This is a genomic window from Bradyrhizobium sp. USDA 4472, from assembly GCF_054058595.1.
Genome location: NZ_JBSSAM010000001.1, coordinates 2,780,384 through 2,803,090, shown reverse-complemented (window position 1 = coordinate 2,803,090; position 22,707 = coordinate 2,780,384). Strand labels below are relative to the sequence as shown.

The window sequence follows — 22,707 nt, the reverse complement described above, 5'->3', positions numbered from 1 at the left end:
GCCATGAACACGGATCGCTGAGTCGTGACTTCGGCCCCGCCGATCGCGGCCGCCGAATACTTACCCAATTCTAAACAGGAAGTTTAACAACTTCGTTTTACAGTATAGCTAAGTAATAACTTGGTTAAAGAATCGTTAAAGTGAAAGATTACGGAACTTCGGCTGAATATCGATTCAGATCACAAGATATTTCACGACGACACGGAACGGATTTACTGCCCAATTCACGCCTCATTAGGAATCGAAACGCCAACCCGCTCACAAACTGATGGGGGCTCCACTAGCCACATATGTGGCAATACTAGCGTAGGGACCACTAAATGCTGTCTTTGAAGACGCTGGGCACTGCGACCCGGCCGCGCACGGCGATCGCTTTCGTCGCTGCAACTCTCATCGTCGGTGGAACTGCCACCGAAGCTTCCGCCAAATCCAGGCATCACCACAGGGGTTCTCACCACCACCACCAGGCCTTGGCCGAGGCCAACGCGGGCTTCGATTGGCGCAACGCCAATGCGTCGATGACGCCGTCGCAGGGTACCGGCCGCAGCTTCTCCGGCATGGCTTCCTATTACGGCAACGAATCCGGTAGCCGCACCGCTTCGGGCCAGCGCTTCAACCAGAACGCCCTCACCGCGGCGCACCGCTCGCTGCCGTTCGGCACCAAGCTGCGCGTCACCCATGGCGGCCAGAGCGTCATCGTCACCATCAATGACCGTGGCCCGTTCGTGCGCGGCCGCGTGCTCGACCTCTCCACTGGCGCTGCCCGGGCCATCGGCCTCACCGGCGCCGGCGTCGGCCGCGTCACCGCGGAAGTGATCTCGTAGCGGCGATCTCGCGCCTCAGCCCACACGCGCAGTTTTCATCGGTTTGATGCGCGCGTGAAACAAGCCCGCGGTCTTGGGGGACCGCGGGCTTTTTGCTGGGGCATTTTTGACGACACGCACAGCTGCGTTCCCTCCCCCTCACGCACAGCATTTGCGGGGCCACCCCTCTTCCCCGCACTCCCCCGCAAGGCGGAGGGAGCGCAGTGTGCCTTGTGGCTCACAAAAAGCTCTGCGGGTCGACGTCGACCTCGAGCTTCTGGTTGCCCTTCGGCTTCGGACACACCGCCAGCCAGTTGCGCAAATAATCCGAGAGATCAAAGCCGCGCGCCGATTTCACCAGGATGCGGAAGCGGTAGCGGCCCTTGATGACGGCGAGCGGGGCTTCGGCGGGGCCGAGCACGACCACGCGCTCGTCGCGCGGCGCGCGTGCCACGAGCTGGCGGCCGAGGCCTTCGGCGCTCGGACGATCGCCCGCGGAAATGATCAGGCTGGCGAGGCGTCCGAACGGCGGATAGAGCGTCTTCTCGCGCAGATCGATCTCGCTGTCGTAGAAAGCCTCGCGATCGCAGGCGATCAGCGCCTTCATCACGGGATGATCCGGCTGATGCGTTTGCAGATAGCCGACGCCACGGCCCTGCTCGCGCCCGGCACGGCCGATCACCTGATTGAGCAATTGCCAGGTCCGTTCCGCCGCGCGCGGATCGCCGTTGCTGAGGCCGAGATCCGCATCGACGACCCCGACGAGATTCAGCCGCGGAAAATTGTGGCCCTTGGCGACGAGCTGCGTGCCGATGATGATGTCGACGCGGCCTTCCGCGATGTCGTTTAGCTCACTTCGCATCGTCTCGATCGAGGTGATGAGATCGCTCGACAGCACCATGGTGCGCGCGTCAGGGAAAAGCGCCGCCGCCTCCTCCTGCAAGCGCTCGACGCCGGGGCCAACCGCCACCAGCGATTCCTCCGCTGCGCAATGCGGACAGGTCGGGGGGCGCGGCATCGAGAAGCCGCAATGGTGACAGACCAGCCGCTGGCGAAAGCGGTGATCGACCAGCCAGGCATCGCAGATGGTGCAGGCGAAGCGATGGCCGCAGCCGCGGCACAGGGTCAGCGGCGCATAGCCGCGGCGATTGAGGAACAGCAGCGCCTGCTCGCGCTTCTCGATCGCCTTTCTGATCTCTCCGGCCAGCCGCGGCGAGATGTAGCGGCCGCGCGCGGGCGGCTCGCGGCGCATGTCGATGGCCTCGATTTCAGGCATGTGCTGGCCGCCGAAGCGCGACGGCAGCGCGATGCGCTGATAGCGGTTCTTGCGCGCATTGACCTCCGATTCGACCGACGGCGTCGCTGACGCCAGCACGATCGGGATCTTGGCGATATGCGCACGCACCACCGCCATGTCGCGGGCGTGGTAGTGCACGCCCTCGTCCTGCTTGTAGGCCTGGTCGTGCTCTTCATCGACGACGATGAGGCCGAGATTGGCGTAGGGCAGAAACAGCGCCGAGCGCGCGCCGACCACGACCGGCGCGGTGCCTTCGGAGATCGCGGCCCAATTGCGCGCGCGGGTGCGCGGTGTGAGTTCGGAATGCCATTCGATCGGGCGCACGCCAAAGCGCTGCGCGAAACGGTCGAGGAACTGGCCGGTCAGCGCAATCTCCGGCATCAGGATCAGCGACTGCCTGCCGCGGCGGATCGTTTCCGCAACCGCCTCGAAATAGACCTCCGTCTTGCCGGAGCCGGTGACGCCGTCGAGCAGCGCGACATGAAAGGTGCCGTTAGCCGCGAGCGCGCGCATCGCATCGACGCCGGCGCGCTGGAGCGGCGAAAAATCGGGACGGCCGAACTCAGGATCGGGCGCGGGCGGCGGGGGGGGCGGCGGCATCGGCTCGACCGTCAGCGTACCCTCGTCGACGAGGCCGTCGATCACGCCGGCGGAAACGCCGGCTTCCTTGGCAGTCTCGGATTTGCCGTGCAGCAGCCGGTCCGACAGCAGCTCGATGACGCGCTGACGCGACGGCGTCAGCCGCCGCGGAAGATCACCTGTTAGCCGCACGCCGGCGCGGACGCGCTCGGGACCGAGGTTCTCGCCCATGCGCAGGCACATCCGCAGCACCATGCCGCGCGGGCTCAGCGTGTAATTGGCCACCCAGTCGACGACCGAACGCAGCTCCCCCTTGAGCGACGCAACGTCCAGCTTCTCGCTGACCTCCTTGAGGCGGTTATGCAGGCGTGGATCGGGATTGGCGTTTTCGCCCCAGACCACGGCGAGCACCTCACGGGGCCCGAGCGGCACGCCGACGAGATCGCCGGCCTTCAGCTCCATGCCGCGCGGCACCTTGTAGGAATAGGTCTGGTCGAGCGCGACAGGCACCAGCACGTCGACCATGCGGGTCGCGTTGGCGGGGACGGTCGTGCTGCGCGACGTATGATCCATGGAGAGAATCGGAACCTCGGGGGCTTTGAGGCTATCGCCCCGGGTCCGCCTTAGCGAACGGTAAACGTGTATGATGCGATATACTGTGCGGAATCATTCCGTCCAGAGCGCATGAGCAAACCGGTCCCCCCACCACTCGAGCTCGCCAGCGCCGATTGCTCGATCGCGCAGGAGATGGCGCGCTGGCTGTCGCATCTCGGCGCCGAGCGACGGCTGTCGCCGAAGACGCTGGAAGCCTATGGCCGCGACCTCAGGCAGTGCCTGGATTTCCTGTGCAGCCACTGGGGCGAGCGTGTCACGCTGGACCGCTTTGCCTCGCTCGAAGCGACCGACGTGCGCGCCTTCATGGCGATGCGGCGCGCCGACGACATTGCCGGCCGCTCGCTGATGCGCGCGCTGGCGGGCCTGCGCTCGTTCGGCCGCTTCCTCGAACGCGAAGGCAAAGGCAAGGTCGGCGCGCTCTCCGCCATCCGCGCGCCGAAGGTCGCCAAGACGCTGCCGAAGCCTTTGCCGATGGCATCTGCAAAACGCCTGGCCGATGCCGACGAGCGCGCCGGCGAGGATCGCGAGACCTGGATCCTGGTGCGCGACGCTGCGGTGATGGCACTGCTGTATGGCTCGGGCCTGCGCATCTCCGAGGCGCTCGGGCTGAAGCGACGCGAGGTGCCGAAGGCCGGCGAAGGCGACGTGCTGGTCGTGACAGGCAAAGGCAACAAGACGCGCATGGTGCCGGTGCTGCAAAATGTGCTCGCGCTGATCGACGAATATGCCGCGATGTGCCCGCATGCGCTGCCTCCGGAAGGGCCGATCTTCGTCGGCGCGCGCGGCGGGCCGCTCAGCCCGCGCATCATCCAGCTCGCGATGGAACGGCTGCGCGGTGCCCTCGGCCTGCCCGACAGCGCCACGCCGCACGCGCTGCGTCACTCCTTCGCAACGCACCTGCTCTCGCGCGGCGGGGATCTCCGCGCCATTCAGGAATTGCTCGGTCATTCCTCGCTCTCGACCACGCAGATCTATACCGGGATCGATTCCGAGCGGCTGCTGGAAGTCTATGCCAGCGCGCATCCAAGGCGCTGAAGAGTTCGCTAGTTCCTGACATCAAGCTGTCATCGCAAGCATGCCTCTTGCGCAGGCCGCGCGGTTCGGTCAATCGTTGCGGAACCGAACAGGAGGGGGATTCATGAGCGCACACGAAAGCATGGAGCAGGCCGAGCATGCCGAGCACGCATCCGGCGAGAACAAGAAGATCGCCCTGCTGATCGCGGTGCTGGCGCTGTTCCTGGCGATCTCGGAAACGCTCGGCAAAGGCGCGCAGACCGAATCGATCAGCAAGAACGTCGAGGCCTCCAACCTCTGGGCGTTCTTCCAGGCCAAGAGCATCCGCCGCACCGTCGTGCAGACCGCCGCCGAACAGGGCAAGCTGACGCTCGGCAGCACCGGCGACGAGGCCATGAAGGCCGCGGTGCAGAAGCAGATCGACGACTGGCAGAAGACCGCGGCGCGCTACCGCTCCGAGCCCGAGACCGGCGAAGGCACCGAGCAGCTCTCCGAGAAGGCCAAGGAAGCCGAGCACCAGCGCGACGAGGCGACCGCGAAATACCATCACTTCGAGCTGGCGTCGGCGGCGTTCCAGATCGGCATCGTGCTGGCATCCGCCACGATCATCACCGGCATGCTGCCGCTGGCCTGGATCGCCGGCCTCTTGACGCTCGCAGGGCTCGGCATGACCGTGCTCGGCGCATGGGCGCCGCATCTGCTGCATCTGCACGGGTGAGCAGGACCGCCACACACACCACTGTCATGCCCCGGCTTGACCGGGGCATGAAAGCAGCTCAGCGCGCCTCGTGCACGCTTTTGCGAAAACGCTGGATCAGGCGAAGCGTGCGGGAGGACCAGCCTTCTCCGTTGCCGGTGACCAGCTCGCGGAGGCGGCGCTTGACCGGGTCGACCAGCTCGGTCGCCTTGGCGCGCAGCCGCAGGACCATTTCGTAGAGCCGCTCGAACCAGTGCATCTCCAGAAGCTTGTCGCGCGTGACGTCGAAGACGAAGGCGGTGACACCGACGCCGAGCATCTTGGCGAACAGGATCGTGAAGACCGCGCTGGTCCAGTATTCATGCGTGAGCAGCCACAGGCCGACCAGCTTGAGCGGAAACAGCGGGATGATCGGGACCGCGAAGACGATCAACGTCATCGCAGGCGACAGCGCGTCGACGCGCTCTGCCAGCCATGATTTGAACCGGGCGAGCGGGATCAGTGCCACGACCCGCGCGACAACAGGCTCGAGATGATCCCACAGCCAGGCTTCGATCAGGAAGATGATCGCGAGCAGGACCCAGACCGGTTGAAGAAGGCGGCGCAGCATGTGATGTCCCGCCGGATTTGGCTCCAGGCGCGATCCTACATATGGATGGCCCGCTTGCCGACTGCAAGCGCGGCTTCCTTGACGGCCTCGGAGCGGGTCGGATGCGCGTGGCAGGTGCGCGCGAGATCTTCCGCACTGCCACCAAACTCCATGAGAACGCAGGCCTCGTGGATCATTTCGCCGGCCTCGATGCCGATGATGTGCACGCCGAGCACGCGATCGGTCTTCGCATCTGCGAGAATCTTCACGAAGCCCTCAGTGGTCTGATTGACCTTGGAGCGGCCGTTGGCGGTAAAGGGAAACTTCCCGACGGTATAAGCGACGCCGGCCTGCTTCAGCTCTTCCTCGGTCTTGCCGACGGAGGACACTTCCGGGGTGGTATACACGACGCCTGGGATCACGTCGTAGTTCACGTGGCCGGCCTGGCCTGCGATGATCTCCGCGACCGCAACAGCTTCATCCTCGGCTTTATGGGCGAGCATCGGGCCCGCGACGACGTCGCCGATGGCATAGACGCCCTTCAGGCTGGTGGCGAAATGCGGATCGATCTGCACGCGGCCGCGCTGATCGAGCGCAACGCCGGCCTCCTTCAGACCGAGACCATCGGTGTAGGGCACGCGGCCGATGCAGACCAGCACGACGTCGGCCTCGACAGTCTCGGCGGGGCCGCCGGCGGCGGGCTCGATCGTCGCCTTCAGCGTCTTGCCCGAGGTGTCGACCGCGGTGACCTTGGCCCCCAGCTTGAACGCAAAGCCCTGCTTCTCGAGGATACGCTGGAATTGCTTGGCGATCTCGCCGTCCATGCCGGGCAGGATGCGGTCGAGGAATTCGACGACGACGACTTCGGCACCCAGGCGCTTCCACACCGAGCCGAGCTCGAGGCCGATCACGCCGGCGCCAACGATGAGCAGCTTGCCGGGGACCTTGTCCAGCGACAGCGCGCCGGTCGAGGACACGATGCGCTTCTCGTCGATCTCGATGCCCTTGAGGCGCGCGATGTCCGAGCCGGTCGCGATGACGATATTCCTGGTCTCGATCACCTGCGACTTGCCGTCGGCCGACACCTCGACCTTGCCGGTGGCGAGGATCTTGCCGGTGCCCTTGAGCACGTCGACCTTGTTCTTCTTCATCAGGAACTCGACGCCCTTGACGTTGCCGTCGATGCCCTGCTGCTTGAAGTTCATCATCGCCGGCAGTTCGAGCTTCGGCGCGGAAACGCTGATGCCCATCTTCGCGAAGGAATGCGCGGCTTCCTCGAACATTTCGGAGGCGTGCAGCAGCGCCTTCGACGGCATGCAGCCGACATTGAGGCAGGTGCCGCCGAGCGTTGCGTTCTTTTCGACCACGGCGACTTTCATGCCGAGCTGGCTGGCGCGCACCGCGCAGACATAACCGCCAGGTCCGGTGCCGATGACGACGAGATCGTAGGTAGCCATGAGAGAAAGTCCCGTAATTTCAACGTTATGAGGATGTGTCAGCGTCCGCCGGCGCGTCAGCGACCGCCGGACACATCGAGCGTGGCTGCGGTGACGTAGGAAGCCTCGTCCGACATGAGCCAGATGATGGCATTTGCAATTTCATCCGCGGTGCCGACGCGCTTCATCGGCACCAGATGGGCCAGGCGATGATGCCGGTCAGGCTCGCCGCCGGAGGCGTGGATGTCGGTATCGATCAGGCCGGGGCGAATACCCGCAACGCGAATGCCTTCGGCTGCGACCTCGTAGCCGAGGCCCGTGGTGAAGGAATCGATCGCGCCTTTCGACGCGGCGTAATCGACGTAAGTGTTGGGCGCGCCGAGCTTGGCCGCGACCGATGACAGATTGACGATGACGCCGCCCTTGCCGCCGTGCTTGGTCGACATCCGCTTCACCGCCTCCCGCGCGCAGAGGATGGAGCCGGTGACGTTGACCGCCAGCACGCGCTGGATGCGCTCGGCCGACATCTCGTCGACGCGCACGCCGCTCTTGCCGACGATGCCGCCATTGTTGACGAGCGCACCGAGCGTTCCGAGCTTGTCGGCTTCCCTGAACAGATCGAGGATGTCGCTCTCTTCAGCGACATCGCATTTTACCGCGATCGCCCTGCCGTTGCCGGCTTCGATTTGCGCGACCACCTCGTCGGCGGCCGTCTTGTTGCTGGCGTAGCCGACCACGACGCGATAGCCGCGCGCGGCCGCTGCAAGCGCGGTCGCACGACCAATACCGCGGCTGCCGCCGGTGATGACAACCACCTTATCCGTCACATCAGCCTCCATGATTCGACAGGCGCCGTCGCACCGATCGCGACGGCGCTCCCAGAGCTTCAGGGATCAGAGATCGAGCACCAGACGTGCCGGATCTTCCAGGCTCTCCTTGACGCGAACCAGGAAGGTGACCGCTTCCTTGCCGTCGATCACGCGGTGATCGTAGGACAGTGCCAGATACATCATCGGACGGACCTCGATCTTGCCGCCGACGACCATCGGACGGTCCTGGATCTTGTGCATGCCGAGAATGCCGGACTGCGGGGCGTTCAGGATCGGGGTCGACATCAGCGAGCCATAGATGCCGCCGTTGGTGATGGTGAAGGTGCCGCCCTGCATCTCGTCGATCTTGAGCTGTCCGTCACGGGCGCGACGACCGAAATCGGCGATGCCCTTCTCGATGTCGGCGATCGACTTGTGGTCGCAGTCGCGCACGACGGGGACGACCAGGCCCTTGTCGGTGCCGACGGCCACGCCGATGTGGTAGTAGTTCTTGTAGATCAGATCGGTGCCGTCGATCTCGGCGTTGACGGCCGGGATATCCTTCAGCGCCTGCACGACGGCCTTGGTGAAGAATCCCATGAAGCCGAGCTTCGAGCCATGCTTCTTCTCGAACGCATCCTTGTAGTGGGCACGCAGCGCCATGACGTTGGTCATGTCGACCTCGTTGAAGGTCGTGAGCATGGCCGCGGTGTTCTGCACGTCCTTGAGGCGGCGCGCGATGGTCTGGCGCAGCCGGGTCATCTTGACGCGTTCTTCGCGGGCAGCGTCATCGGCCGGCGAGGCGCTGCGCACCTGCACGGCGGCAGCGGGCTGGTTCACCGGAGTCGGCGCGGAGGCCGCACGCTCGATCGCGGCGAGCATGTCGCCCTTGGTGACGCGGCCGTCCTTGCCGGAGCCCGGAACGGTCGAGGCGTCGACGCCGGTCTCGGCGGAGAGTTTTCGCACGGACGGAGCGAGCGGAGCATCGGCCGGCGGCGCCTTCGCGGCCGGAGCCGCAGCGGCGGGAGCCGGAGCCGCTGCCGCAGGCTTGGCGGGCGCTGCCGCAGGCTTGGCACCGGCCGCGCCTTCAGTGATCTGGCCGAGCAGCGCACCGACCGCAACGGTGGTGCCATCAGCGGCGATGATCTCGCTCAGCGTGCCGGCGGAGGGCGCCGGGACTTCGATGGTGACCTTGTCGGTCTCGAGCTCCACCAAGGGCTCGTCGACGGCGACGGCATCGCCTGCCTTCTTGAACCAGCGGCCGATGGTGGCCTCGGTGACGGATTCGCCGAGCGTCGGCACACGAATTTCAGTCATGGTCTTTTCCTTAAGGGGATCGCCTATGCGGTCATGAATTCCTGATGTCACGGCCAGCGAAAAAGCAGGCCATCCAGCAAGCCGGGACGCTTCGCATGCACGAGGACGTCACGTCTTACCGGATGCCCCGCTTTTGCAAGCGGGGCATGACGCAGTTCGAAAAAGTTCAGCTCAGTGCTTCGTCCAGGAACGCCTTCAGCTGCGCCTGATGCTTGGACATCAGACCCGTGGCGGTCGCCGCGGAGGCGGCGCGGCCGACATAACGCGGACGCCGGCTTGCGCCGTTCACCTGGTTCAGCACCCACTCCAGATAGGGCTCGATGAAGTGCCAGGCTCCCATGTTGCGGGGCTCTTCCTGGCACCAGATCACCTCCGCCTTCTTGAAGCGGGACAACTCGGCCACCAGCGCCTTCAGCGGCACCGGATAGAGCTGCTCGACGCGCATCAGATAGATGTCGTCGATGCCGCGCTTCTCGCGCTCTTCGTAGAGGTCGTAATAGACCTTGCCCGAGCACAGCACGATGCGGCGGATCTTGTCGTCCGGAACGAGCTTGATCGGCTCGTTCGGCAGCATCTGGGCGTCATCATACAGGATGCGGTGGAAGGTCGTGCCCTTCGCGAGCTCCTCGAGGCGCGAGACCGCCCGCTTGTGACGCAGCAGCGACTTCGGCGTCATCAGGATCAACGGCTTGCGGATCTCGCGATGAAGCTGGCGGCGCAGCACGTGGAAGTAGTTCGCCGGCGTGGTCGGGTAGACCACCTGCATGTTGTCTTCCGCGCACATCTGCAGGTAACGCTCCAGACGCGCCGAAGAGTGCTCCGGTCCCTGGCCCTCATACCCGTGCGGCAACAGGCAGACGAGACCGGACATGCGGAGCCATTTGCGCTCACCCGAGGAGATGAACTGGTCGAACACGACCTGGGCGCCGTTGGCGAAATCGCCAAACTGCGCTTCCCACAGCGTCAGCGTGTTCGGCTCGGCGAGCGAATAGCCGTATTCGAAGCCGAGCACCGCCTCTTCCGACAGCAGCGAGTTGATGACCTCGTAATGGCCCTGCTCGTTGCCGAGATGGTTGAACGGCGTGTAGCGGCTCTCGTCCTCCTGGTCGATCAGGACCGAGTGGCGCTGCGAGAAGGTGCCACGCTCCGAATCCTGTCCGGACAGACGCACGTGATGGTTCTCGTTGAGCAGCGAGCAGAACGCCAGCGCTTCGCCGGTCGCCCAGTCGATGCCCGTGCCGCTATCGATCGCCTTGGCGCGATTTTCCAGGAAGCGCTGGATGGTGCGGTGAACGCGGAAACCATCCGGCACCTTGGTGATCTTGCGGCCGATGTCCTTGAGGACGGGCAGATCGACGCCGGTGACGCCGCGACGGGCATCCTCTTCCTGGTCGGCGATCTTGAAGCCCGCCCATTTGCCGTCGAGCCAGTCGGCCTTGTTCGGCTTGTAGGAGGTGCCGGCCTCGAACTCGGCATCGAGCCGCGCGCGCCAATCGGCCTTGGCCTTGTCGACCTCCCCCTGGGTCATCACGCCTTCGCTGACCAGCCGGCGGGAATAGAGCTCCAGCGTCGTCGGGTGAGCCGCGATCTTCTTGTACATCACCGGCTGGGTGAACGCCGGCTCGTCGCCCTCGTTATGGCCATGCCTGCGGTAGCAGAACATGTCGATGACGACGGGCTTGTGGAATTTCTGCCGGAACTCGGTCGCGACCTTGGCCGCGAACACCACGGCTTCCGGATCGTCGCCGTTGACGTGGAAGATCGGCGCGTCGATCATCTTCGCCACATCGGACGGATAGGGCGAGGAGCGCGAGTAGCGCGGATAGGTGGTGAAGCCGATCTGGTTGTTGACGATGAAGTGCACGGAGCCGCCGGTGCGGTAGCCCTTCAGGTCCGACAGGCCGAAGCATTCGGCGACCACGCCTTGGCCCGCGAACGCCGCGTCACCATGCATCAACAGCGGCATCACCGAGATGCGCTGGTCCGGCGGATCGCCGTGCTGGTCCTGCTTGGCGCGAACCTTGCCGAGCACGACGGGATCGACGATCTCGAGATGCGAGGGGTTGGCGGTCAGCGACAGATGGATGCGGTTGCCGTCGAACTCACGGTCCGAGGACGCGCCGAGGTGATATTTGACGTCGCCCGAGCCTTCGACCGCATCGGGATTGGCCGAACCGCCCTTGAACTCGTGGAACAGCGCCCGGTGGGCCTTGCCCATCACCTGCGTCAGCACGTTGAGGCGGCCGCGATGCGGCATGCCGAGCACGACTTCCTTCACGCCGAGATTGCCGCCACGCTTGATGATCTGCTCGAGCGCGGGGATCAGCGATTCACCGCCGTCGAGGCCGAAGCGCTTGGTGCCGGTGAACTTGGTGTCGCAGAATTTTTCGAAGCCCTCGGCTTCGACCAGCTTCATCAGGATGGCGCGGCGGCCTTCGCGGGTGAAGGAGATCTCCTTGTCCGGCCCCTCGATGCGCTCCTGGATCCAGGCCTTCTGCGCGGCATTGCTGATGTGCATGAACTCGACGCCGAGCGTCTGGCAGTAAGTGCGCTCGCAGATCGCGGTGATTTCGCGCAAGTTGGCGTATTCGAGACCGAGCACGTGATCGAGAAAGATCTTGCGGTCGAAATCGGCTTCGCTGAAGCCGTAGGTGCGCGGGTCGAGCTCTTCGCGGTTGCGCGGGGCCTCGATGCCGAGCGGATCGAGCTTGGCGTGAAAGTGACCACGCATGCGATAGGAGCGGATCAGCATCAGCGCACGCACGGAGTCACGCGTGGCCTGGAGCAAATCGGCAGAGGAAATATCGGTGCCTTTGGCCTGCGCCTTGGCGGCGATCTTGCTGCCGACCGCCTTCTCGACCTCGGCCCAGTTGCCGTCGAGGGCGGAGGTCAAATCGTCCTTCGGGGTCAGCGGCCAGTTGGCGCGCTCCCAGGATGGCCCTTCCGCGTTCTTCCGGACGTCAGCCGGCTGGTCGTTGAGGCTCTTGAAGAACTCCTGCCACTCGGCGTCGACCGAAGACGGGTCCTTCTCGTAGCGGGCGTAGATTTCGTCGATGTAGGTGGCGTTGGTGCCCTGCAAAAAGGATGAGAGGGCAAAGGCTGCGTTCGCGTCCTGGCGAGACATACTGGGTTCCTGGCGATTTCGGTTCGCGCAAACAAACGGCGCTGGCGTCGAGCTCCCGGCAGAGGCTCGACGCGATGGGCACCATTTACCCTATTTGCTGCGAAACTTCGCCCGGAAAAGTACCAAGAAGTGAATTAACCTTTCAATTTTTCGGCAAGCGTATGGCCGAGGCGCGCGGGAGACGGCGACACTGTAATCCCTGCGGATTTCATCGCGTCGGTCTTGGAACCGGCGTCGCCCTTGCCGCCCGAGATGATCGCGCCGGCATGGCCCATGCGACGGCCGGGAGGTGCGGTAACACCGGCGATGAAACCGACCATCGGCTTTTTGCGACCACGCTTTGCCTCGTCCTTGAGGAACTGGGCAGCATCTTCCTCGGCGGAACCGCCGATCTCGCCGATCATGATGATCGACTCGGTCTTGGGATCAGCCAGGAGCATTTCGAGGACGTCGATGAACTCGGTTCCCTTGACCGGGTCGCCGCCGATGCCGACCGCGGTGGTCTGGCCGAGGCCTTCCTGCGAGGTCTGGAAGACGGCTTCGTAGGTCAGCGTACCCGAGCGGGAGACGATGCCGACCGAGCCGGTCTTGAAGATGTTGGCCGGCATGATCCCGATCTTGCACTCGCCCGCGGTCATGACCCCCGGGCAGTTCGGCCCGATCAGGCGCGACTTGGAGCCGGCCAGCGAGCGCTTCACGCGCACCATGTCGATCACGGGAATGCCTTCGGTGATGCAGACGATCAGCGGGATCTCGGCGTCGATCGCTTCGCAGATCGCGTCCGCCGCACCCGGCGGCGGCACATAGATCACCGAGGCATCGGCGCCGGTCTTCTCACGCGCTTCGCGCACGGTGTCGAACACCGGCAGGTTCAGATGGGTCGAGCCGCCTTTGCCGGGCGAGGTGCCGCCCACCATCTTGGTGCCGTAGGCAATCGCGGCTTCGGAATGGAAGGTGCCGTTCTTGCCGGTGAAGCCCTGGCAGATGACCTTGGTGTTCTTGTCGATCAGGATGGACATGAGGTCTGCTTTCGCGAAACTAACAGAGTGAGAGGATCAGTGGATGCGCCGGTAAACGCCGGTGAGCACGTCAGCCCAGCCTTCCGCGTCCGGCGAGAACTGGACCTTCAACGAGTAGGAGGAGTCGTCGATGATCTCATAGACGTGGCGCGCGTTGCCGCGGAGCGAGCCGCGCACCAGCGTCAGGGTCTTGCCGACCCACCCGCCGGAGGCGGGCGAGGGCGGGGTGTAGCCAAGCGAATCGTACCAGAACAATTTGTAGGTCCGGTCGTCGCGGTCGTAAGTGAAGATGCCGTGGGTGGCGAAGCTCTGCTTGCCGTCGCGCATCTGCACCGAGTCCTGAATCAGGTAGAACCCGTTCAGGTCCATGCGCGCGACGACGTGAGACGTGGCGGTGCCGCCTTCCGTCCAGCGCGACGGAAAGACCACCTCTTCACCATTCCATTCGCCGGCGAACGCGGCGAGACGCGCATGCTCTGCAAGTGGAGACGACGCGGAGAGATGGTCCTGGGCCATGAGCTTAGCCTCCCTTGACGGCCTTCACGATCTTCTGCGCGGCGTCGTCGAGATTGTCGGCCGGCACCACGTTCAGACCGGATTCGCGGATGATCTTCTTGCCGAGCTCGACATTGGTGCCTTCGAGGCGAACCACCAGCGGCACACTGAGGCCGACCTCACGAACCGCAGCCGTGACGCCCTCCGCGATCACGTCGCACTTCATGATACCACCGAAGATGTTGACCAGGATGCCCTTCACATTGGGATCCGCGGTGATGATCTTGAACGCTGCCGCAACCTTCTCCTTGCTGGCGCTGCCGCCGACATCGAGGAAGTTCGCCGGCGCCATGCCGTAGAGCTTGATGATGTCCATCGTCGCCATGGCGAGACCGGCGCCGTTGACCATGCAGCCGATATTGCCGTCGAGGGTAACGTAGTTGAGGTCGTACTTCGACGCCTCGATTTCCTTGGGGTCTTCCTCGGTCTCGTCGCGCAACGCGAGCACGTCGGGATGACGGAACAACGAATTGTCGTCGAACGATACCTTGGCGTCGAGCACGCGGAGCTGGCCCTGCTTGGTCACGACCAACGGGTTGATCTCCAGCATCGACATGTCCTTGGCGACGAACGCCGTGTAGAGCTGCGCGGTGAGCTTCTCGGCCTGCTTGGCGAGATCACCGGAGAGCTTCAGCGCCTTGGCAACGGTGCGGCCATGATGGCCCATGATGCCGGTCGCGGGATCGACCGAGAAGGTCACGATCTTCTCGGGAGTATTGTGCGCGACGTCCTCGATGTTGACGCCGCCCTCGGTCGAGACGACGAACGAGACGCGAGAGGTCTCGCGGTCGACCAGGATCGAGAGATAGAACTCCTTGTCGATGTCGGAGCCGTCCTCGATGTAGAGGCGGTTGACCTGCTTGCCGGCCGGGCCGGTCTGCACCGTCACCAGGGTAGCGCCCAGCATCTGCTTGGCGAACTCGGAGACCTCCGCGGCCGACTTGGCGATGCGGACGCCGCCCTTGTCGCCCGCCGAGGCTTCCTTGAACTTGCCCTTGCCGCGGCCGCCGGCATGGATCTGGCTCTTCACCACCCAGACCGGGCCCGGCAGAGCCATGGCCGCAGCGTCTGCGTCGGTGGCACTGAGGACGGGAACGCCCTTGGAGATCGCTACGCCGAACTCGCTCAGCAGCGCTTTGGCCTGATATTCATGGATATTCATATGGTCGCTCCCTGAACCCGCGGGCGGTGACCCCTCAGGGCCCACCTCAGTCTTGTGGCTGGCATACCATATACCACAGCAACTGCAACCCGGATTCTCTGATGTCGGAAATCTTGGGCCGGACCCCGTCCCGGCTAGCCGGGGCCCGGAAATGAAACCGCCGAGAACCGGTTTTCGGTCCTCGGCGGGAGTGTTGAGGCTTTAGCGACCGAGAAGATCGGGGGCGATCTTCTTGCAGGCATCGACCAGGCCCTGCACCGCGCCAACCGACTTGTCGAAGGCCTCGCGGTCCTTGCCGGCGAGTTCGATCTCGACGACGCGCTCGACACCCTTGGAGCCGATCACCACGGGCACGCCGACATACATGTCCTTCACGCCGTATTCGCCGTTGAGGTAGGCGGCGCAGGGCAGCACGCGCTTCTTGTCACGCAGATAGCTCTCGGCCATCGCAATGGCCGAAGCAGCCGGCGCATAGAAGGCCGAGCCGGTCTTGAGCAGGTTGACGATCTCGGCGCCGCCGTTGCGGGTGCGGTCGACGATCTCGTCGAGGCGCGCCTGCGAGGTCCAGCCCATCTTGACGAGGTCGGGCAGCGGGATGCCGGCAACGGTGGAGTACTTCACCAGCGGCACCATGGTGTCGCCATGGCCGCCGAGCACGAAGGCAGTGACGTCTTCGACCGAGACGTTGAACTCGTCGGCCAGGAAGTAGCGGAAGCGCGCGGAGTCGAGCACGCCGGCCATGCCGACGACCTTCTTGTGCGGCAGCCCCGAGGCCTTCTGCAGCGCCCAGACCATGGCATCGAGCGGATTGGTGATGCAGATGACGAAGGCGTCGGGGGCGTATTTCTTGATGCCCGCACCGACCTGCTCCATGACCTTGAGGTTGATGGAGAGGAGGTCGTCGCGGCTCATGCCGGGCTTGCGCGGCACGCCGGCGGTGACGATGCAGACCTTGGCGTTGTCGAGCGCCTCGTAGGAGTTCGCACCGCTGTAGTGCGCGTCAAAACCGTCGACCGGCGAGGACTGCGCGATGTCGAGCGCCTTGCCCTGCGGCACGCCCTCGGCGATGTCGAACATCACGACGTCGCCCAGTTCTTTCAAGCCGATGAGGTGAGCCAGCGTTCCGCCGATCTGACCGGAGCCAATCAAAGCAATCTTGTCGCGCGCCATGTGAACTGTCCTCTAGACACGTAAGGAGGGGAAACTGAGAGGGTGGTTATCCCTTTCGCTTGCCCCGTTCAAGTCGGCGGATGCCCAATTGTCGGGCTTGCCGCGTTTCCGCCCAGCGGTCCCTAAGCCGTCATTCCGGCGCGCCCGCGCCGTTGCGCGGGCGAACCGGGAATCTGGAAATTGCAGCGCGAGATTCCGGGTTCGTGCCGGCGCACGCCCCGGAATGACGGGAGGATAGAAATAGGACCTAAGTCTCCACCAAGCCTTTGGTGGAGCCGCTGGCGGTGGAATCCTTGCGCCCGTGAGCCAGCGCCAGATAGGATTCCGAACTCATCTCGATCAGGCGCGATGAGGTCCGCTTGAACTCCATCGCCTCGTTGCCCTCTGTCGCGACATAGAGCGATATCGGGTCGGCATCGGCCGAGGCCATCAGCTTCACGGCATTGTCATAGAGCGTGTCGATCAGCGTGATGAAGCGCTTGGCGGCGTTGCGCTGGGAGAAGTCCATCACTGGAATATGGTCGACCAGGATGGTGTGGTAGTCGTGCGCCAGCCTGAGGTAGTCTGATGCACCGAGCGGCTTCTCGCAGAGATCGGCGAAGCCGAAGCGCGCCACGCCATGGGCCGAGCAGGGCACGTGCAGGATGCGCCCCTTGATCTGGATGTCGCGCGACCTGCATTTGGCATTGCCGGTCATTTTGGCCCAGGCGCGATCCAGCGCAGCGCCGGCATCGCCGTCCACGGGCGTCAGCCACATCGGCACGCCCTGAAGCTTCTCCAGCCGGAAGTCGGTGCGCGCATCGAGCCGCGAGACGTCCATGTGGTCCGAGATCTGCTTGATGAAGGGCAGGAACAGCGCGCGGTTCAAGCCGCCCTTGTAGAGATCGTCGGGGGCAACGTTGGAGGTCGCGACGACGACGGTGCCGAGCTCGAACAGCTTTGCGAACAGGCGCCCGAGGATCATCGCATCGGCAATGTCGGTGACGTGGAATTCGTCGAAGCAGAGCAGCCAGCTCTCCTCGAAGATCGCGTTCGCCGTCAGCGCGATGACGTCGCCGTCGGCGATCTCGCCGCGCGCGATGCCCTGGCGATAATCGTAGATGCGCTCGTGCACATCGGCCATGAATTCGTGGAAATGCGCGCGGCGCTTGTGCTCGACCGTGGAGTGCTGGAAGAACAGATCCATCAACATGGTCTTGCCGCGGCCGACCTCGCCATGGATGTACAGGCCACGCGGCGCTTCGTTCTTGTCGCCACCGTTGAACAGGCGGGCGAGCAGCCCCTGCTTGCGCTTCGGGCTGTAGTTCGCAAGCCGCAGGTCGAGCGCCGCATAGGCCTCGGCGACCTCGGCCTGCGCGGCATCGGGCTCGATCGCGCCCGATGCGATCTGGGCCTGATAGGCTTCGCTGAAGGAGGAGTTCGGGGTGGAGAGCATGGCTCTTTACCGCCAGAGACCGGCGGAAATTGCAAGCCGTCAATTGGTGGACGGGCTATGCGCTTTCTTCTCCCTCGCCCCGTTCTTACGGGGAGAGGGGAAGAACGAGCTCACTCACACAGCTCGTAGGCGTCCTCGACCACATACGGGCCGCCGCCGGTCGACGCACGCGACGAGAACAGCACGAAGCGCTCCGCCACGAACGCCTTGCTCGGGAAGTAGCCGCGGATCGAGAGATAGTCGGCGACGTCGCGGTCGGAGGCGTCGTGCAGCCGGGCCAGCGTGACGTGCGGGATGAATTTGCGGCCCTCCGGATCGAGGCCGATCCGCTGCATCATGCGTTCGAGCTCGGCCTGCAGCTCCATCAGCGGCTTGCTCGGCGCGATCGTCGCAACGACCGCCCTCGGTTTGCGGCCGCCAAAACTCGTCAACCCCTGCACCTTCACCTCGAACGGCTTGCGGTCGACGCGAAACAGCATCGATGCGATCTCGTTGGCGGAGACGCCATCGATGTCGCCGATGAAGCGCAGGGTGACGTGATAATTTTCGGGATCGATCCAGCGGGCTCCGGGAAGGCCACCTCGCAAATTGGAAAGCGTCTGGCAGACCTCGGCCGGAATTTCCAGACCAGTAAACAAACGCGGCATCGTTTCGTACTCCCGATGCTTGGGCATGATCCCGGGGAGAGATCATATCCAGATTTTAGAGCCGGCGACGAATCATCAGTACCCTGATTCCTATCGCAGTTGTGTGACTCTGCGAAGTGTTGGCGAGGCTACACCGGGAAAACCCTGGTGTCAGGGTTAGCATTGCCTGCATTTCAACGGCGCTGCTCGCCGATCGTGCGCACGAATGCCTCCACCGTGGGCAGCATGTTGTTGACGATGATGTCGACGCCTGCAGCGGTCGGATGAATGCCGTCGGCCTGGTTGAGCTTGGCGTCCGCGGCGACGCCGTCGAGGAAGAACGGATAGAGCGGCACGTCGAACCGCTTCGCCAGTTCCGGATAAATCGAATTGAAGCGCGCGCCGTAGCCCGCGCCGAAATTCGGCGGCGCCAGCATGCCACACAGCATCACGGCGATCTTGCGCGCCTTCAGACGCTGAACGATGTCGGTCAACGCCGCCCGCGTCAAGTCTGGGTCGATGCCGCGCATCGCGTCGTTGGCGCCGAGCTCGATGATGACGCCTTCGGTTCCCTCGGGCACCGACCAGTCGAGCCGGTCGCGGCCGCCGGACGAGGTGTCGCCGGATACGCCAGCGTTGACCATCTCGACATCTATGCCATTGACATGCAACGCTTTTTGAAGCTTGGCAGGAAACGCATCCTGGGCCGGGAGGCCAAGACCCGCGCTCAAGGAATCGCCGAGAACGACGAGCTTGATCGGTTTTGTCGAATCCGCCCGGGCCGGACCCGTGAGCGTCATCAAAGCGAGCATCAACACGGCTATGTGCATGAACAATCCGTAACGCCTCTCGACCCCACGTGCGGAGTTGCCATATGACCGGACCATGGACAGTCGCATCGAAACCTCTTCGCTCGCCGGCACTGCGCCGGACACCATCGCCATCTCCAACGTCAATCTGTCATTGGGCACGGGGGCGGCACGCGTTCACATCCTCAAGGATATCAGCCTGCGGATCGGCTCGGGGGAGACGATCGGCCTGATCGGCCCGTCAGGCTCGGGCAAATCCACGCTGCTGATGGTGATGGCGGGGCTGGAGCGACCTGATAGCGGAGAGGTGGTGGTGTCAGGCACGCCTTTCAATGCCCTCGACGAGGACGCGCTGGCGCGTTTTCGCGGCCGCCAGGTCGGCATCGTCTTTCAGTCCTTTCACCTGATCCCGACCATGACCGCGCTGGAGAATGTCGCGGTGCCGCTCGAGCTCGCCGGCAATCCTGATGCCAACAAACGCGCGGCCGAGGAGCTGCAATCGGTCGGACTCGGCGATCGCCTGCATCATTATCCGACGCAGCTCTCCGGCGGCGAGCAGCAGCGCGTGGCGCTGGCGCGCGCACTGGCGCCCGATCCCGCCATCCTCGTCGCCGATGAGCCGACCGGCAATCTCGACGAGGCCACGGGAAAGCAGATCATCGATCTGCTCTTCACCAAACATGCCGAGCGCGGCATGACGCTGGTGCTGGTGACGCACGATTCCTCGCTCGCACATCGCTGCGACCGCGTGATCCGCCTGCGCTCCGGCCGCATCGACACGCAGACGACCAGCGCATGAGCGTCGCCATCGCACCGTCCGCGAGGCCGAACGGCGTCGCGCTGTCGCTGCGCTATGCCTTGCGCGAATTGCGCGGCGGCCTGCGCGGTTTCTACGTCTTCATCGCCTGCATTGCGCTCGGGGTGATGGCGATTGCGGGCGTCGGCTCGGTCTCAGCGAGCCTCAGCGACGGTCTCGCGCGTGAGGGCCGCACGCTGCTCGGCGGCGACGTCTCTTTCGTGCTGTTCCAGCGCGAGGCCAAGCCGGACGAAATCGCCTTCCTGCGCTCGCGCGGCACCCTCTCCGTCGCCGCCACCTTGCGCGGCATGGCGCGCTCGGCCGAGGGCAAGCCGGCGCTGGTCGAGATGAAGGCGGTCGACGACACCTATCCGATGCTCGGACAGTTGACGCTGGCGCCGCCACTGCCCCTCGCCGATCTGCTCGCGGAACGCGACGGCGCATTCGGCGCGGCTGCCGATCCGACGCTGCTGGCGCGGCTTTCACTCAGGATCGGCGACCGCGTCACCATTGGCTCTGCGACGTTCCAGATCCGCTCCAGCGTCGAGGCCGAGCCCGACAAGCTCGCCAGCGGCATCGGGTTTGGCCCACGCTTGCTGATCAGCGAGGCGGCCTTGCGTGCCACCGGTCTCATTCAGCCAGGCAGCCTGGTACGCTGGGTTTACCGCGTCAAACTGCCCGACGCCGCCAACAGCGACCGCGCCACCGACACCTTCATTGCCGACGCCCGCAACGCCGCGCCGCAGGCCGGCTGGGAGGTCCGCAGCCGCTCCAATGCCTCGCCGCAGCTGGAACGCAATATCAGCCGTTTCACCCAGTTCCTGACCCTGGTCGGCCTCGCCGCGCTTTTGGTCGGCGGTGTCGGCGTTGCCAATGCCGTGAAGAGCCATATCGACCGCCGGCTCGAGGTGATCGCGGCCTTCAAGGCCGTCGGGGCCACCGGGCGCGACGTGTTCGGCATTTATCTGGCGCAGGTCGTGCTGCTGGCCGCGATCGGTTCGGCGATCGGCCTGGCGCTCGGCGCGGCGATGCCGTTCGCCATCGTCGGCCTGTTCGGCAAGCTGCTGCCGCTGCCGGTGGTGCCGGCGGTGCATGCCGACGAGCTCGCACTGTCCTTCGTCTATGGCCTGCTCACAGCGCTCGCCTTCGGTCTGTGGCCGCTCGGACGCGTGCATGACGTGCCGGTCGCGGCGCTGTTCCGCGACACCGTCGCCGCCGAATGGCACCGGCCGCGCCTGGGCTATCTCGTGTTCATGGGCGGTGTCGTCGTGCTGCTGGTCGCCGTCGTGATCGGCCTGTCCTTCGACAAGCGCATCGCCGCGATGTTCGTGGTCTCCTCCGTCGTCGTGTTCGCCGTGCTGCGCGGCGTCGCCGCCGTGCTGATGGCGATCGCGCGCCGATTGCCGCGCACGCGCTTCACCATGCTGCGGCTTGCGATCGCCAACATCCACCGGCCGGGCGCGTTGACGCCGTCGGTCGTGCTCTCGCTCGGGCTCGGCCTCGCGGTGCTCGTCACCATCACCCAGATCGACGGCAATCTGCGGCGCCAGTTCCTCGCGGCGCTGCCCGATCGCGCGCCGGCGTTCTACTTCATCGACATTCCGAGCACGCAGGCCGCCGAGTTCGACGGTTATCTGCGCCAGATCGCCCCCGGCGCGAAGGTCGAGGACGTGCCGATGCTGCGCGGGCGCATCGTCGCGGCCCGCGGCGTCCGTGCCGAGGACCTCAAGCCGTCGACCGATTCCGAATGGGTGCTGCAGAGCGACCGCGGCCTGACCTATACGGGCGAGCTGCCGAAAGGCTCCAAGGTCGTCGAGGGCGAATGGTGGCGCGCCGACTATTCAGGCCCGCCGCTGGTCTCGATGGAGAAGAAGATCGCCGACGGGCTTGGCCTCAAGCTCGGCGACGAAATCGTCGTCAACGTGCTCGGCCGCGATATCGCGGCGAAAATCAGCAATCTGCGCACGATCGACTGGCAGGGGCTCGGCATCAATTTCGTCCTGGTGTTCTCGCCGAGCGCCTTCAAGGGCGCGCCGCATACCCACATCGCGACGCTGACGGAATCGGGCGGCGATGCGGCCGGCGACGGCAAGATCATCAAGCAGGTGGCGGACGCCTACCCGATGGTGACGAGCGTGCGGGTGCGCGAGGTGATGGAGACGGTCGGCGCGGTCGTGACCAACCTCGCGCTTGCGATCCGCGGCGCCAGCGCCGTGACCCTGATCTCGGCAATCCTGGTGCTGGGCGGCGCGCTCGCCGCCGGTCATCGCCACCGGGTCTATGATGCGGTCATCCTCAAAACACTCGGCGCGACGCGGCTGCGGCTGCTCGGCGCCTATGCGCTCGAATACCTCTTGATCGGCCTTGCCACCGCAATGTTCGGCGTGATCGCCGGCAGCATGGCCGCCTGGATGATCGTGACGCGGCTGATGACGCTGACCTTCGTCTGGCAAGGCGGCAGCGCGGCCGGCGTGGTCGTGGCCGCGCTGGTCGTCACCGTCGGGCTTGGGCTCGCGGGCACGCTGCTGGCCTTGAACAAAAAGCCCGCCACGGTGTTGCGGAATTTGTGACAAAAGGTAGCGGGTAGCCGCGCCGGACCGAAATCGGCCGGACCGGAAGCGCAGGATTCCTGCGATTAACCACGTCTGCTGTCAGGTTCTCGTCAGGATTGCGCGAAAGGGCGACATTCGGCCGCGCGTGGACGGTTGCAGCGAATGTGTTAGTTTCCCACATATCGGATGGGTTCGGAGCCCCGATTGTTAGCCAAAATTTAGTCGGCAGGCATCGGTATCCGAGATAGAATTTGACGAACCGGCGGCATGGCAACCCCCGTGCCGGACCGGGCCAACCAACGG

Annotated in this window: 18 protein-coding genes; 5 read left to right on the top strand and 13 right to left on the bottom strand. The window is 64.8% G+C overall.

Annotation, left to right across the window (positions count from 1 at the left end; translation table 11 throughout):
- Positions 1–320 precede the first annotated feature (320 nt).
- Positions 321–824 carry a septal ring lytic transglycosylase RlpA family protein gene (locus tag ACVWZ4_RS12825; protein WP_456700289.1) on the top strand — a complete coding sequence of 168 codons (504 nt, stop codon included), beginning with the start codon at positions 321–323 and terminating at the stop codon, positions 822–824.
- A gap of 217 nt (positions 825–1,041) precedes the next feature.
- Here the strand turns inward: ACVWZ4_RS12825 and ACVWZ4_RS12820 are convergent, their stop codons facing one another.
- Positions 1,042–3,252, bottom strand: coding sequence for a primosomal protein N' (locus tag ACVWZ4_RS12820; RefSeq protein WP_456736904.1), 2,211 nt, complete (start codon positions 3,250–3,252; stop codon positions 1,042–1,044).
- 111 nt (positions 3,253–3,363) lie between these two features.
- Between ACVWZ4_RS12820 and ACVWZ4_RS12815 the strand changes: the two genes are divergently transcribed.
- Together ACVWZ4_RS12815 and ACVWZ4_RS12810 are read left to right on the top strand one after the other, a co-directional pair.
- A complete protein-coding gene (locus ACVWZ4_RS12815) occupies positions 3,364–4,329 on the top strand; it encodes a tyrosine recombinase XerC (RefSeq protein ID WP_456700291.1) in 966 nt (321 codons plus the stop codon).
- A 103-nt stretch (positions 4,330–4,432) separates the two neighbouring features.
- Entirely contained in the window at positions 4,433–5,026 is a 594-nt protein-coding gene (locus ACVWZ4_RS12810; RefSeq protein ID WP_456700292.1) for a DUF4337 domain-containing protein, read from the top strand.
- 58 nt (positions 5,027–5,084) lie between these two features.
- On the opposite strand, the gene ACVWZ4_RS12805 is transcribed toward ACVWZ4_RS12810, so the two are convergent.
- From ACVWZ4_RS12805 to ACVWZ4_RS12750, 12 genes are all read right to left on the bottom strand, one after another.
- On the bottom strand, positions 5,085–5,615 hold the full coding sequence (locus ACVWZ4_RS12805; protein WP_456700293.1) for a hypothetical protein: 531 nt from the start codon (positions 5,613–5,615) through the stop codon (positions 5,085–5,087).
- Between the two features lie 35 nt (positions 5,616–5,650).
- The gene (lpdA, locus tag ACVWZ4_RS12800; protein WP_456700294.1) at positions 5,651–7,051 is read right to left on the bottom strand and encodes a dihydrolipoyl dehydrogenase; all 1,401 of its coding nucleotides are present in this window, start codon (positions 7,049–7,051) and stop codon (positions 5,651–5,653) included.
- A gap of 56 nt (positions 7,052–7,107) precedes the next feature.
- Positions 7,108–7,869: an SDR family oxidoreductase gene (locus ACVWZ4_RS12795; RefSeq protein ID WP_456700295.1), complete on the bottom strand. Its 762-nt coding sequence runs from the start codon at positions 7,867–7,869 to the stop codon at positions 7,108–7,110.
- 54 nt (positions 7,870–7,923) lie between these two features.
- A complete protein-coding gene (odhB, locus tag ACVWZ4_RS12790) occupies positions 7,924–9,156 on the bottom strand; it encodes a 2-oxoglutarate dehydrogenase complex dihydrolipoyllysine-residue succinyltransferase (RefSeq protein ID WP_456700296.1) in 1,233 nt (410 codons plus the stop codon).
- A 166-nt stretch (positions 9,157–9,322) separates the two neighbouring features.
- On the bottom strand, positions 9,323–12,280 hold the full coding sequence (locus ACVWZ4_RS12785; RefSeq protein WP_456700297.1) for a 2-oxoglutarate dehydrogenase E1 component: 2,958 nt from the start codon (positions 12,278–12,280) through the stop codon (positions 9,323–9,325).
- A gap of 134 nt (positions 12,281–12,414) precedes the next feature.
- Positions 12,415–13,299, bottom strand: a complete 885-nt coding sequence (sucD, locus tag ACVWZ4_RS12780) for a succinate--CoA ligase subunit alpha (RefSeq protein WP_008145220.1) — start codon at positions 13,297–13,299, stop codon at positions 12,415–12,417.
- Positions 13,300–13,335: 36 nt separating this feature from the next.
- Positions 13,336–13,815, bottom strand: coding sequence for a DUF1579 family protein (locus tag ACVWZ4_RS12775; protein WP_456700298.1), 480 nt, complete (start codon positions 13,813–13,815; stop codon positions 13,336–13,338).
- A 4-nt stretch (positions 13,816–13,819) separates the two neighbouring features.
- Positions 13,820–15,016 (bottom strand): ADP-forming succinate--CoA ligase subunit beta, encoded by a 1,197-nt coding sequence (gene sucC / locus ACVWZ4_RS12770; RefSeq protein WP_456740426.1) that lies wholly within the window; start codon positions 15,014–15,016, stop codon positions 13,820–13,822.
- Between the two features lie 201 nt (positions 15,017–15,217).
- Positions 15,218–16,186 carry a malate dehydrogenase gene (mdh, locus tag ACVWZ4_RS12765; RefSeq protein WP_092233999.1) on the bottom strand — a complete coding sequence of 323 codons (969 nt, stop codon included), beginning with the start codon at positions 16,184–16,186 and terminating at the stop codon, positions 15,218–15,220.
- 247 nt (positions 16,187–16,433) lie between these two features.
- Entirely contained in the window at positions 16,434–17,621 is a 1,188-nt protein-coding gene (gene zapE, locus ACVWZ4_RS12760) for a cell division protein ZapE (RefSeq protein ID WP_456700300.1), read from the bottom strand.
- Between the two features lie 110 nt (positions 17,622–17,731).
- A complete protein-coding gene (gene thpR / locus ACVWZ4_RS12755; protein ID WP_456700301.1) occupies positions 17,732–18,268 on the bottom strand; it encodes an RNA 2',3'-cyclic phosphodiesterase in 537 nt (178 codons plus the stop codon).
- 173 nt (positions 18,269–18,441) lie between these two features.
- Positions 18,442–19,077 (bottom strand): arylesterase, encoded by a 636-nt coding sequence (locus ACVWZ4_RS12750; protein WP_456740425.1) that lies wholly within the window; start codon positions 19,075–19,077, stop codon positions 18,442–18,444.
- 55 nt (positions 19,078–19,132) lie between these two features.
- Here ACVWZ4_RS12750 and ACVWZ4_RS12745 point away from each other — a divergent pair, with 55 nt between their 5' ends.
- Positions 19,133–19,855 carry an ABC transporter ATP-binding protein gene (locus ACVWZ4_RS12745; RefSeq protein WP_456700303.1) on the top strand — a complete coding sequence of 241 codons (723 nt, stop codon included), beginning with the start codon at positions 19,133–19,135 and terminating at the stop codon, positions 19,853–19,855.
- Positions 19,852–22,422 (top strand): ABC transporter permease, encoded by a 2,571-nt coding sequence (locus ACVWZ4_RS12740; RefSeq protein WP_456740424.1) that lies wholly within the window; start codon positions 19,852–19,854, stop codon positions 22,420–22,422. The genes ACVWZ4_RS12745 and ACVWZ4_RS12740 overlap by 4 nt, the downstream gene beginning before the upstream one ends.
- Positions 22,423–22,707: the final 285 nt, after the last annotated feature.

Coding starts and splice junctions, on each gene's coding strand:
- mdh (WP_092233999.1), bottom strand. CDS start 16,186: ATGGCGCGCGACAAGATTGCTTTGATTGGCTCCGGTCAGATCGGCGGA.
- ACVWZ4_RS12805 (WP_456700293.1), bottom strand. CDS start 5,615: ATGCTGCGCCGCCTTCTTCAACCGGTCTGGGTCCTGCTCGCGATCATC.
- ACVWZ4_RS12795 (WP_456700295.1), bottom strand. CDS start 7,869: ATGGAGGCTGATGTGACGGATAAGGTGGTTGTCATCACCGGCGGCAGC.
- sucD (WP_008145220.1), bottom strand. CDS start 13,299: ATGTCCATCCTGATCGACAAGAACACCAAGGTCATCTGCCAGGGCTTC.
- ACVWZ4_RS12775 (WP_456700298.1), bottom strand. CDS start 13,815: ATGGCCCAGGACCATCTCTCCGCGTCGTCTCCACTTGCAGAGCATGCG.
- sucC (WP_456740426.1), bottom strand. CDS start 15,016: ATGAATATCCATGAATATCAGGCCAAAGCGCTGCTGAGCGAGTTCGGC.
- thpR (WP_456700301.1), bottom strand. CDS start 18,268: ATGCCGCGTTTGTTTACTGGTCTGGAAATTCCGGCCGAGGTCTGCCAG.
- ACVWZ4_RS12825 (WP_456700289.1), top strand. CDS start 321: ATGCTGTCTTTGAAGACGCTGGGCACTGCGACCCGGCCGCGCACGGCG.
- ACVWZ4_RS12815 (WP_456700291.1), top strand. CDS start 3,364: ATGAGCAAACCGGTCCCCCCACCACTCGAGCTCGCCAGCGCCGATTGC.
- ACVWZ4_RS12740 (WP_456740424.1), top strand. CDS start 19,852: ATGAGCGTCGCCATCGCACCGTCCGCGAGGCCGAACGGCGTCGCGCTG.
- odhB (WP_456700296.1), bottom strand. CDS start 9,156: ATGACTGAAATTCGTGTGCCGACGCTCGGCGAATCCGTCACCGAGGCC.
- ACVWZ4_RS12750 (WP_456740425.1), bottom strand. CDS start 19,077: ATGCACATAGCCGTGTTGATGCTCGCTTTGATGACGCTCACGGGTCCG.
- ACVWZ4_RS12785 (WP_456700297.1), bottom strand. CDS start 12,280: ATGTCTCGCCAGGACGCGAACGCAGCCTTTGCCCTCTCATCCTTTTTG.
- lpdA (WP_456700294.1), bottom strand. CDS start 7,051: ATGGCTACCTACGATCTCGTCGTCATCGGCACCGGACCTGGCGGTTAT.
- ACVWZ4_RS12810 (WP_456700292.1), top strand. CDS start 4,433: ATGAGCGCACACGAAAGCATGGAGCAGGCCGAGCATGCCGAGCACGCA.
- ACVWZ4_RS12745 (WP_456700303.1), top strand. CDS start 19,133: ATGGACAGTCGCATCGAAACCTCTTCGCTCGCCGGCACTGCGCCGGAC.
- ACVWZ4_RS12820 (WP_456736904.1), bottom strand. CDS start 3,252: ATGGATCATACGTCGCGCAGCACGACCGTCCCCGCCAACGCGACCCGC.
- zapE (WP_456700300.1), bottom strand. CDS start 17,621: ATGCTCTCCACCCCGAACTCCTCCTTCAGCGAAGCCTATCAGGCCCAG.